Annotated in this window: 13 protein-coding genes; 6 read left to right on the top strand and 7 right to left on the bottom strand. The window is 66.1% G+C overall.

The features are described 5' to 3' along the window. Positions 1–27: 27 nt before the first annotated feature. Positions 28–426, top strand: a complete 399-nt coding sequence (locus AS93_RS0102490; RefSeq protein WP_027589115.1) for a TM2 domain-containing protein — start codon at positions 28–30, stop codon at positions 424–426. A 100-nt stretch (positions 427–526) separates the two neighbouring features. On the opposite strand, the gene AS93_RS0102485 is transcribed toward AS93_RS0102490, so the two are convergent. The 7 genes from AS93_RS0102485 to gshB all read right to left on the bottom strand — a co-directional run bounded on the left by AS93_RS0102485 (position 527) and on the right by gshB (position 6,423). Next, a complete protein-coding gene (locus AS93_RS0102485) occupies positions 527–1,801 on the bottom strand; it encodes a dihydroorotase (protein WP_027589114.1) in 1,275 nt (424 codons plus the stop codon). Then, entirely contained in the window at positions 1,801–2,820 is a 1,020-nt protein-coding gene (locus tag AS93_RS0102480; RefSeq protein WP_027589113.1) for an aspartate carbamoyltransferase catalytic subunit, read from the bottom strand. Before AS93_RS0102480 ends, AS93_RS0102485 begins: the two co-directional genes overlap by 1 nt. An 11-nt stretch (positions 2,821–2,831) precedes the next feature. Then, positions 2,832–3,341, bottom strand: a complete 510-nt coding sequence (gene pyrR / locus AS93_RS0102475; RefSeq protein ID WP_027589112.1) for a bifunctional pyr operon transcriptional regulator/uracil phosphoribosyltransferase PyrR — start codon at positions 3,339–3,341, stop codon at positions 2,832–2,834. Positions 3,342–3,378: 37 nt separating this feature from the next. Next, entirely contained in the window at positions 3,379–3,804 is a 426-nt protein-coding gene (ruvX, locus tag AS93_RS0102470; protein ID WP_027589111.1) for a Holliday junction resolvase RuvX, read from the bottom strand. Continuing rightward, entirely contained in the window at positions 3,801–4,367 is a 567-nt protein-coding gene (locus tag AS93_RS0102465) for a YqgE/AlgH family protein (protein ID WP_027589110.1), read from the bottom strand. Before AS93_RS0102465 ends, ruvX begins: the two co-directional genes overlap by 4 nt. A 117-nt stretch (positions 4,368–4,484) precedes the next feature. Next, on the bottom strand, positions 4,485–5,372 hold the full coding sequence (locus AS93_RS0102460; protein WP_027589109.1) for an energy transducer TonB: 888 nt from the start codon (positions 5,370–5,372) through the stop codon (positions 4,485–4,487). 97 nt (positions 5,373–5,469) lie between these two features. Next, positions 5,470–6,423 carry a glutathione synthase gene (gene gshB / locus AS93_RS0102455; RefSeq protein WP_027589108.1) on the bottom strand — a complete coding sequence of 318 codons (954 nt, stop codon included), beginning with the start codon at positions 6,421–6,423 and terminating at the stop codon, positions 5,470–5,472. Between the two features lie 241 nt (positions 6,424–6,664). Here gshB and pilG point away from each other — a divergent pair, with 241 nt between their 5' ends. From pilG to AS93_RS0102430, 5 genes are all read left to right on the top strand, one after another. Next, positions 6,665–7,072, top strand: a complete 408-nt coding sequence (gene pilG, locus AS93_RS0102450) for a twitching motility response regulator PilG (RefSeq protein ID WP_027589107.1) — start codon at positions 6,665–6,667, stop codon at positions 7,070–7,072. Positions 7,073–7,112: 40 nt separating this feature from the next. Continuing rightward, a complete protein-coding gene (pilH, locus tag AS93_RS0102445; RefSeq protein ID WP_027589106.1) occupies positions 7,113–7,478 on the top strand; it encodes a twitching motility response regulator PilH in 366 nt (121 codons plus the stop codon). Between the two features lie 46 nt (positions 7,479–7,524). Beyond that, positions 7,525–8,061 carry a chemotaxis protein CheW gene (locus AS93_RS0102440; RefSeq protein WP_027589105.1) on the top strand — a complete coding sequence of 179 codons (537 nt, stop codon included), beginning with the start codon at positions 7,525–7,527 and terminating at the stop codon, positions 8,059–8,061. A gap of 78 nt (positions 8,062–8,139) precedes the next feature. Further along, on the top strand, positions 8,140–10,188 hold the full coding sequence (locus AS93_RS0102435; protein WP_027589104.1) for a methyl-accepting chemotaxis protein: 2,049 nt from the start codon (positions 8,140–8,142) through the stop codon (positions 10,186–10,188). Positions 10,189–10,245: 57 nt separating this feature from the next. Beyond that, a complete protein-coding gene (locus AS93_RS0102430; protein WP_027589103.1) occupies positions 10,246–11,106 on the top strand; it encodes a CheR family methyltransferase in 861 nt (286 codons plus the stop codon). The last annotated feature ends 6 nt before the right edge of the window (positions 11,107–11,112 follow it).

The following is an 11,112-nucleotide window of genomic DNA, read 5'->3' as shown; positions in this document are numbered from 1 at the left end:
CGATCCATTCCGTCAGGGGGCACGCCCATGCGCTATCACGACACCCACAGCAAGGTCATCGGTTATCTGCTCTGGATCTTTGGCTTCCTCGGCTCGCACCGCTTCTATTACGGCAAGCCGATCACCGGGACGATCTGGTTCTTCACCCTTGGCCTGCTGTTCGTCGGCTGGATCATCGACCTGTTCCTGATCCCTTCGATGGATCGCCAGGCGGACCTGCGCTTCAACTCCGGGCGGCTGGACTACAACATCGCCTGGATCCTGCTGACCTTCCTCGGCGTGTTCGGCGTGCACCGGATGTACCAGGGCAAGTGGATCACCGGCCTGCTCTATCTGCTGACCGGTGGCTTTTTCCTGATTGGGGTGCTCTACGACTTCTGGACACTGAACCAGCAGATTTCCGAACGCAATCGGCTGTGGGGCTGAAACCCAACGCCCGTACTGTGGGAGCGGTCTTGTCCGCGAGCTTCCGGGTGTGGCCTGAAAGCTCGCGAATGAATTCGCTCCCACAGGGGGGGCACCTGACTCAACCCTGGTAGCTGATCCGCCCGTCCATCAGGGTGTAGCGCACCTTGCCGGGCAGGCAGTGGCCGAGGAACGGGCAGTTTTGCCCCTTGGAGTACCAGCTTTCACCGGCCAGCGTGCTGCTGGCCGGATCGAACAGCAGCAGGTCGGCCGGGGCGCCCACAGCCAGGCGGCCGGCGGGCAGCTGCAGCGCCCGCGCCGGGCCCCAGCTCAGGCGATCCAGCAGGGTCGGCAGATCCAGCAGGCCGTCCTCCACCAGCGTCATGGCCAGCGGCAGCAGTAATTCCACGCTGCTGATGCCCGGCTCGGTGGCGGCGAAGGGCGCCAGCTTGGCGTCCAGATCGTGGGACTGGTGATGACTGGCAATCGCCTGCACCACACCGCTTTTCACCGCCTCGCGCAGGGCGTCGCGGTCGGCGCGCGAGCGCAGCGGCGGCTGCACATGGTAGAGGCTGGAGAAGCCGGCCAGCGCCTCGTCGGTAAGGATCAGCTGGTACAGCGCCACGTCGGCGCTCACCGGCAGGCCGCGGGCCTGGGCCTGCGCGATCATTTCCACGCCCCGGGCACTGGTCAGCTGGGTGAAGTGCGCGCGCACGCCGGACTGTTCCACCAGCAGCAACTGGCGGGACAGGGCAACGGTTTCGGCGCTTTCCGGAATACCGGCCAGGCCGAGGAAGCTGGCGGTCGGGCCTTCGTGGGCCAGGCCGCCTTCGGCCAGCGCGGCATCCTGGCTGTGCAGCACCAGGGTCAGGTCGAAGGTGGCGGCATATTCCATGGCCCGACGCAGGTTGCGGGTGTTGGGCATGTCGGTCAGGCCATCGCCGAAGGCCACGCAACCGGCGTCGCGCAGGGTGACCAGCTCGGCCAGCTGCTCGCCGCCCAGGCCCTTGGTCAGGGCGCCGATGGGGAACACCTTGGCGTGACCGGCTTCCTGGGCGCGTTCCAGCACCAGGTCGACCACCGCGGCGGTATCCATCACCGGGCGGGTCAGCGGCGGGCAGCACAGGCTGGTGACGCCACCGGCGGCGGCGGCCAGGGTCTCGCTGGCGATGTTGCCCTTGCGACCGTAGCCCGGCTCGCGCAGGGCTACGGACAGGTCGACCAGGCCCGGCGCGGCGATCAGTCCGCTGGCATCCAGGGTCTGGCTGGCTGTGAAACCGGCCGGCGCCTCGCCGATGGCGACGATCTTGGTGGCATCCAGATAGAGGTCGGTGACCCGGTCCAGGCCGCTGGCCGGGTCGATGACGCGAGCACCGAGGATACGGGTGGAGGACATCAGTTCTGCTCCTCGGAAGCGGTTTCGGATTCGAGCTGGCGCTGGGCGGCCTGGCCGCTCATCGCCATGGACATGACCGCCATGCGGATGGCGATGCCGTAGGTGACCTGGTTGAGGATCACCGACTGGGCGCCGTCGGCCACGGCGGATTCGATCTCCACGCCGCGGTTGATCGGCCCCGGGTGCATGACGATGGCATCCGGCTTGGCCAGCGCCAGACGCTGGGTGCTCAGGCCGTACAGGCGGTAGAACTCGCCCTCGCTGGGCAGCAGGCCGCCCTGCATGCGCTCGCGCTGCAGGCGCAGCATGATCACCACGTCGACATCCTTCAGCCCTTCGCTCAGGCTGGTGAACACCCGCACGCCGTAGTTTTCCTCCAGGCCGATGGGCAACAGGGTGCGCGGGCCGATCACGCGGATGTCCTGACAGCCCAGGGCGCGCAGGGCGAGCATGTCGGAGCGCGCCACCCGCGAGTGCAGGATGTCGCCGACGATGGCCACCGAGAGGTTGGCGAAGTCGCCCTTGTGGCGGCGGATGGTCAGCATGTCGAGCATGCCCTGGGTCGGGTGCGCGTGGCGGCCATCGCCGCCGTTGATGATCGCCACCTCGGGGCAGACGTGTTCGGCGATGAAGTGCGCGGCACCGGAATCGGCATGGCGCACCACGAACATGTCGGCGGCCATGGCTTCCAGGTTGCGCAGGGTGTCGAACAGCGTCTCGCCCTTGCTGGTCGAAGAGGTGGAGACGTTCAGGGTGATGACGTCGGCCGACAGCCGCTGGGCAGCCAGTTCGAAGGTGGTGCGCGTGCGCGTGGAGTTCTCGAAGAACACGTTGCACACGGTGCGGCCGCGCAGCAGCGGGACCTTCTTCACCGCGCGGGCGCCGACTTCCAGGAAGGAATCGGCGGTGTCGAGGATCTCGGTGAGCAGCTCGCCGGACAGGCCGTCGAGGGACAGGAAATGGCGCAGCTGCCCAAGGTCATTGAGCTGCAGCGGGCGCTTGATAGCGGCGGTCGGCATCGTTCGGGGTCTCAGTGGGATGCAAGCATCTGTCGCTCGAGGACGAGCGGCGCGGGGCCGAGCAATTTTACGCGCTCATCGGGGGCCAGCGACAGGGTGGCGCCGAGCACATCCGCACGGATCGGCAGCTCGCGGGCGTCCAGGTCGAGCAGGCAGACCAGGGTCACGCTGGCCGGGCGGCCATAGTCGAACAGCTCGTTGAGCGCGGCGCGCACGGTGCGGCCGCTCATCAGCACGTCGTCGATCAGCACCAGGTGCTGGCCCTCTATCTCGAACGGCAGGTTGGAGGGGCCCACCTGGGGATGCAGGCCGGTGCGGCTGAAGTCGTCGCGGTAGAAGGACACGTTCAGCGCGCCCAGCGGGCCGGGTTCGCCGAGTTCGTCGAGCAGCGCCTGGGCGACCCACAGGCCGCCGGTCTGGATGCCGATGAAGCGGGGTTCGCTGATCTGCCGTGCGGCGAGGTGGGTGCGCAGGTCGCGGGCCATGCGCGGCAGCAGTTCGGCGGGATTCGGAAGGGTCATGGTCGCTCCTTGAAGGCGGCCCGCAGGCCGAGAAGAGTTATCCCCGGGCTTCGAGCCAGCCTTCCAGCAGCAGGGCGGCGGCCAGGGCGTCCACCGGGCGATCCCGGTAGCCACCGCGTTGGCCCTCGCGCAGGCGCTGGCCCTTGGCCTCGAAGGTGGTCAGGCGTTCATCGTGGGTATGTACCGGCAGGTTGAAGCGGCCGTGCAGGCGGCGGGCGAACTTCTCGGCGCGTTCGCTCATGTCGCTGGGCGTGCCGTCCATGTTCAGCGGCAGGCCGACCACGATGGCATCGGGTTGCCATTCCTTGATCAGCGCCTCGACGCGCGTCCAGTCGGGCACGCCGTTCTGTGCCTTGAGTACGCAGAGTTCGCGGGCCTGGCCGGTGATGGCCTGGCCCACCGCCACGCCGATCTGCTTGGTGCCGTAATCGAAGCCCATGACCAGCCGCAGGTTCTCGCTCATGCGTGCCCCGCCTGGCTGCTCAGCAGGTTGAGGTCGACGCCCAGCGAGGCGGCCGCCGCAGCAAGACGCTGCTCGGCCGGCAGCTCGAACAGCAGGCGCGCGTCGCACGGGCAGTGCAGCCAGGCGTTCTCGGTGATCTCGGTCTCCAGCTGGCCGGCGTCCCAGCCAGCGTAGCCAAGGGTGATCAGGCTGCGGCGCGGGCCATGGCCATCGGCAATGGCGTAGAGCACATCCAGCGAGGTGGACAGCGCCAGTTCGCCCAGATCAAGGGTGGCCTGGTACTGCCAGCCGCTGTCGTGCAGCACGAAACCACGGTCGGTCTGCACCGGGCCGCCGCTGAATACCGGCTGCTCGTAACTGTCCGGTGCCGGGGGTTGTTCGGGGCGCAGCTGCTCGATGATATCGGCCAGCTCAAGGCCGCTGGGACGGTTGATGACCAGTCCCATGGCGCCATGCTCGTTGTGCTCGACCAGGTAGATCAGCGTCTGGGCGAAGTTCGGGTCGGCCAGATGCGGCATGGCGATCAGCAACTGATTCTTCAGGTAGGTATCGGTGGTGTTCATGGCCGTAAGTGTCGGCCTTCGCGGCAGGGGCGGCAAGCATGGCGAAAAGCGAAAAGGCATCGCGGCTGGAGCCGCCCCGCGAAAGCGGGCGTGGCGGGATGCCCTGCTGGGGGCGGGCTACTGGCTGGAGAGCCGATCGCCGCGTTCGAAGCGCCAGGTGCGGATGATCTCCAGGCGATCGAACTCGGCCAGATCGCCAGTGAAGGGTGCGTACGGGGCGGCCAGGTGGACGATGCGCATGGCGGCCTGGTCGAGCACTGGCTGGCCTGAGGATTCCAGCACCTGTACCTCGTACAGCGAGCCGTCGCGGCGGATCGACACCAGCAGGCGCAGGCTGCCGTACAGCTGCTGGCGGCGCGCCTCGTCGGGATAGTTGAGGTTGCCGATGCGTTCCACCTTGCGGCGCCACTCGTCCTTGTACCAGGCGCCCTTGTCGCGCATGGTCGAGGCGGCGTTCAGGCGGTGGATTTTCGGCCGCTTGGCGTAGCGTTGCTGTTCCAGCGCCAGGTCGGCCTCCAGGCTGGCGATCTCGGCGGACAGCTGCGAGCTGTCGAATTCCGGTGCCGGGCGGCGCTGCTCGGTCTTCTGCAGTTCGGCCTGCACCGGGGTCTGCTCCCGCTGGGGCGCGCGGGTAGCCACGGCGGCCTTGGGCGCCTCGCGCGGCACTTCCGGCGGCGCGGCGGGCGGCGGAGTGACCTTGTTGATCTCGGTGTCCTGGAACGGCGCGATCTCGGTGGTCTTGGGCGCCGCCTTGTGTTCCAGCGTGCCGCTGCCCTGCTGGTTGTCCTGGGCAAGGAAGTCGGCCTGTTTCGGGGCCTCCTCGCTCTTGAAGGTGGACAGGGTGATTTCCAGCGATTTGCTGACTTCGCTGGGCTTGGCCAGCGTGAAGCCCAGGCCGAAGATCAGCGCGACGTGCAGCGCCACCGCCAGGAACAGGGTGAAGCCCAGTCGGTCGGCGGGGCGAACTCGAGGCGGTTCGAGGGTGGGGGTGATGGCTGCGGTCATTGAGTAAGCGGCGCCGTGGAAACCCCGGAAGTCTGCCCAGTGATGGTCCAAAAGTCCATGAACCAGGCAGCGCTTCCGGTCAGTGGCCGTTGTCCGCTCAGCCGCGACCCAGACGGCTGGCGATGGCGTCCATCAGGCGCTCGCCGATGCGCGTGTCGTAGGCCGCGTCGATCTCGCGGATGCAGGTCGGGCTGGTCACGTTGATTTCTGTGAGGTAGTCGCCGATCACGTCCAGGCCGACGAACAGCAGGCCGCGCTTGCGCAGTTCGGGGCCGACCAGGGCGGCAATCTCGCGGTCGCGCTCGGTCAGCGGACGCGGTTCGCCTCGGCCGCCGGCGGCCAGATTGCCCCGCGTCTCGCCCTGCGCCGGGATGCGCGCCAGGCAATAGGGCACCGGCTCGCCGTCGATCATCAGGATGCGCTTGTCGCCATCCTTGATTTCGGGAATGTAGCGCTGCGCCATGATCTGCCGGCTGCCATGCTCGGTGAGCACCTCGAGGATCACCGACAGGTTCGGGTCGCCCTCGCGGTGCCGGAAGATCGAGGCGCCGCCCATCTCGTCCAGCGGTTTGAGGATGACGTCACGGTGCTCGCGGGCGAACTCTCGCAGAATGTCCGCGCGCCGGCTCACCAGGGTCGGCGGCGTGCATTGCGGGAACTGGGTGGCAAAGAACTTCTCGTTGCAGTCGCGCAGGCTGCGCGGGCTGTTGACCACCAGGCTGCCGGCTTTCTCGGCCAGTTCCAGCAGGTAGGTGGCGTACACGTATTCGCTGTTGAAGGGCGGGTCCTTGCGCATCAGGATCACATCGAGCTCGTTGAGCGCGATGTCCTGCTCGGCATCCAGTTCGTGCCAGCGTTGCGGGTCGTTGAACACGCGCAGTGGCCGCACCCGGGCGCGGGCCTGGCTGCCGCGCTGATACAGATCCTGCTGCTCCATGTAGAACAGCGTCCAGCCGCGCGACTGGGCAGCCAGCAACATGGCCAGGGAGCTGTCCTTCTTGAAGGTGATGGACGCGATGGGGTCCATGACGATCCCGAGACGAGTGCTCATTAGGGTTCCTCTGCAGCGTGACGGCCGGTCGCCAACGTGGTGACCGGCGCAAGGGCGTCAAGGGTGGCGCCGGAGTTGCCCTCGGTCAAGGTTGAATCCGCAGGGTGATCTGCTCTGTGGATTGCCGTCCGGGTCCTGTGCTACAAAGGCCGGCGGCAGGGTAGAAGCCCTGTCGTAGACCGGTCTCAGGCGCAGGTGAAGCGCAACGATAACGACTCACCGAGGCAATGGTAGGGCGATAATGGAACAGCATTCCGGCAGTTTGAAAGTGATGGTGATCGACGACTCGAAGACGATTCGCCGCACCGCGGAAACCCTGCTGAAGAAGGTCGGTTGCGAGGTCATCACCGCTGTGGACGGTTTTGATGCCCTGGCCAAGATTGCCGACACCCACCCGAACATCATCTTTGTCGACATCATGATGCCGCGTCTGGACGGCTATCAGACCTGTGCGCTGATCAAGAACAACAGCGCCTTCAAATCCACGCCGGTGATCATGCTCTCGTCCAAGGACGGCCTGTTCGACAAGGCGAAGGGGCGGATCGTCGGCTCGGATCAATACCTCACCAAACCGTTCAGCAAGGAAGAGTTGCTGGGTGCGATCAAGGCCCACGTGCCGGAGTTCGTGCCGAGTGAACAGGTATCCTGAGTCCTGCGACGGACCGTAGTTATTTCGTATGGGGAACACCATGGCTCGCATTCTGATTGTTGATGACTCTCCGACCGAGATGTACAAGCTGACCGAGATGCTCGAAAAGAATGGGCATCAGGTGCTCAAGGCCGAGAACGGCGCCGATGGCGTGGCCCTGGCCCGCCAGGAAAAGCCCGATGCCGTGCTGATGGACGTGGTCATGCCGGGACTCAATGGCTTCCAGGCCACCCGTCAACTGACCAAGGACGAGGAAACCAGTCACATTCCGGTGATCATCGTCACCACCAAGGATCAGGAAACCGATAAGGTCTGGGGCAAGCGCCAGGGTGCGCGCGACTACCTGACCAAGCCGGTGGACGAGGCAACCCTGCTCAAGACGCTGAACGCGGTGCTGGCCGGCTGACGCCGTCCGCACCGAACTCATCGACTCCCGGCACGGCAGGGCAGGCATGTCCGGACAACCGACTCCCTTCGATCTCCTTCTCGGCATCGATCAGCGCTGCCGTACGCTCGCGGCCGGCTTGCCGGCCCAGCAGGAAACCCAGCAGACCTGGAGTGGGATCGGCTTTCGCATGGGCGAGCGGTTGTTCGTCTCGCCCATGGGTGAGGTGGGGGAAATCCTGCACGAGCCGCGCCACACCCAGTTGCCCGGGGTGAAGCCCTGGGTCAGGGGAGTGGCCAACGTGCGCGGGCGCCTGTTGCCGCTGATCGATCTGTGCGGTTTCTTCGGCGAGGAACTGAGCGCCCAGCGCAAGCAGCGCCGGGTGCTGGTGGTGGAGCATCAGGACGTGTTTTCCGGCCTGGTCGTGGATGAAGTGTTCGGCATGCAGCACTTCCCGGTCGAGACCTTCTCCGAGCAGGTGCCGCCCCTGGAAGCGGCCATCCAGCCCTTCATTTATGGCGTATTCAATCGCGCGCAGCCCTGGCTGGTGTTCAGTCCGCAGCGACTGGCGCAGCACGAGGACTTCCTCGACGTCGCGGTGTGACACGAATTTATTGGTGGGCCGGTATCCGGTCCGTTGGCTTCAAATGGGAATAGCGGTGGGTCCAGGCGGGGGCCATTCATGAAGAAAAACAACGCGGGAAATCTCTTTTCGGGCATGCGCAGCAGCTCGCTGATCGCCGGCCTGTTCGTCGGCCTGATCGTCTCCATCGTGCTGCTGTTCGCCAACTTCACCTACCTGAACGTGCAGTCTGGCTACGACACCGAGTACATCACCCACGCGGGTGAGCTGCGCGTGCTCTCCCAGCGTATCGCCAAGAACGCCACCGAAGCGGCGGCGGGCAAGGCCGAGGCGTTCGCCCTGCTCAAGGACGCCCGCAACGACTTCGATCGCCGCTGGGGCTACCTGACCAAGGGCAACCCGGACACCGGCCTGCCAATGGTGTCCTTCGAAGTCGCCCCGCAGATGGATGCGGTGGAAAAGGACTGGAACCGCCTGCGTCGCGACACCGACGTGATCCTGGCCAGCGAACAGACCGTATTGTCCTTGCACCAGGTGGCCGCCACCCTGTCGGAAACCATTCCGCAGCTGCAGGTCGAGTACGAGGAAGTGGTGGACATCCTGCTGCAGAGCGATGCGCCCGCCGCTCAAGTGTCGGTCGCCCAGCGGCAGTCGCTGCTGGCCGAACGGATCCTCGGTGCGGTCAACAAGGTGCTGGCCGGCGACGAGGACTCGGTACAGGCGGCCGACATGTTCGGTCGCGACGCCAGCCTGTTCGGCCGCGTGCTCAACGCCATGCTGGAAGGCAACCGTGCCATGGAGATCAGCCGGGTCTCCGAGCCGGAAGCCCGTGAGCGTCTGGCAGAGATCGCCGAGCTGTTCGAGTTCGTTTCCGGCTCGGTGGACGAGATCCTGGAAACCTCGCCCGAGCTGTTCCAGGTGCGGGAATCGGCCGGCAACATCTTCAGCATCTCGCAGACCCTGCTGGACAAGGCCTCCGACCTGGCCGCCGGCTTCGACGAACTCGCCAACGGTCGTTATCTGAACACCCTGGCCACCTACCTGCTGGGCGCCCTGGCGCTGGCGGCCGTGATCCTGATCGGCATGGTGATGATGCAGGACACCCGCCGCCGCCTGCAGGAAACCGCCGAGAAGAACGAGCGTAACCAGACCGCCATTCTGCGACTGCTCGACGAAATTGCCGACCTGGCCGACGGTGACCTGACGGTGACCGCCACCGTGACCGAGGACTTCACCGGCGCCATCGCCGACTCGATCAACTTCTCCATCGACCAGATGCGTGATCTGGTGCGCGCGATCAACCAGACCGCCGTGCAGGTGTCTGCCGCCGCCCAGGAAACCCAGGCGACCGCCATGCACCTGGCCGAGGCGTCCGAACACCAAGCCCAGGAAATCGCCGGCGCATCGGCGGCCATCAACGAAATGGCCGTGTCCATTGACCAGGTGTCGGCGAACGCCGCCGAGTCCACCGCGGTGGCCGAGCGTTCCGTGGCCATCGCCAACAAGGGCAACGAGGTGGTGCACAACACCATCACCGGCATGGACAGCATCCGCGAGCAGATCCAGGACACCGCCAAGCGCATCAAACGCCTGGGTGAATCGTCCCAGGAGATCGGCGACATCGTCAGCCTGATCAACGACATTGCCGACCAGACCAACATCCTCGCCCTGAACGCCGCCATCCAGGCCTCCATGGCCGGCGACGCCGGCCGCGGCTTCGCGGTGGTAGCCGACGAAGTACAGCGCTTGGCGGAACGTTCCTCGGCGGCGACCAAGCAGATCGAAACGCTGGTGAAGGCGATCCAGACCGACACCAACGAAGCGGTGATCTCCATGGAGCAGACCACCTCCGAGGTGGTGCGCGGTGCACGCCTGGCCCAGGACGCCGGGGTGTCGCTGGAAGAGATCGAAAAGGTATCCAAGACCCTCGCCGCGCTGATCCAGAACATCTCCAACGCGGCGCGCCAGCAGGCCTCTTCCGCCGGCCATATCTCCAGCACCATGAACGTGATCCAGGAGATCACCTCGCAGACCTCCACCGGTACCACCGCCACGGCGCGCAGCATCGGCAACCTGGCCAAGCTGGCCAACGAGATGCGCAACTCGGTGTCCGGCTTCAAGCTGCCGGCGGCGCGCGACGAGGCCTGACAGGGGGCGGCGTTTCGCAAGGGGCGCCGATCATGAGTCATGAGCGAGGGGCACGGCATGCAGCCAAGCGGCGTCTGGGCCTTGAAACCCCTGGCCGACATGACTACTGCGGAATTTCGCGCCTGGAGCGCGCTGATCGAGGAACGCACCGGTCAGGTGCTCGGCGAGCGGCGGCGCGTCTTCCTGCAGACCCGGCTTGGCCAGCGCATGCGCGAGCTGGGTCTGGAGGATTACCAGGCCTATCTGCGTCGGGTTGCCGAGGGGCCGCGAGGCGCCCTGGAATGGGCGACGCTGCTGGACCGACTGACCGTGCAGGAAACCCGCTTCTACCGTCATGCCCCTTCCTTCGCAGTGATGGAGGGGTATCTGAGCCGGCGTCTGCAGGAAGACAAAGGACGGCCCTGGATGCTGTGGAGCGTGGGATGCGCCAGTGGCGAGGAAGCCTATTCGCTGGCCATCTCCGCGGCCGAAGTGCAGCGTCGCGCTGCCCGGCGAACGGAGTTCGGTGTGATCGCCACAGATATCAGCCAGGGCGCGTTGAACCAGGCCCGTGACGCGCGTTATGACGCGCGACGGCTGGAAGCGCTGGATACCGAACGCCGCGAGCGCTATCTGCGCAACGAGGCGGATGGCTGGCGCGTGACACCGGAGCTGGCGGCGCGCGTGTGCTGCGCCCGGCTCAATGTGCTGGACCTGGACAAGGCGCCGTGGAGCGGCCTGGACGTGATTTTCTGTCAGAACCTGCTGATCTATTTCCGCCGCTGGCGGCGGCGCGACATCCTCAATGGCCTGGCCGAGCGCCTTGCCCCGGGTGGGCTGCTGGTGCTCGGTGTCGGCGAGATGACCGGCTGGCAGCATCCGGCGCTACAGCCGGTGGCCGATGAGCGGGTTCTGGCCTTTACCCGGATACGCGAATGACTGGAG

It is taken from the genome of Pseudomonas sp. RL (genome assembly GCF_000647775.1).
Lineage (GTDB): Bacteria > Pseudomonadota > Gammaproteobacteria > Pseudomonadales > Pseudomonadaceae > Serpens > Serpens flexibilis.
This window is presented reverse-complemented; position numbering and strand designations above follow the sequence as displayed.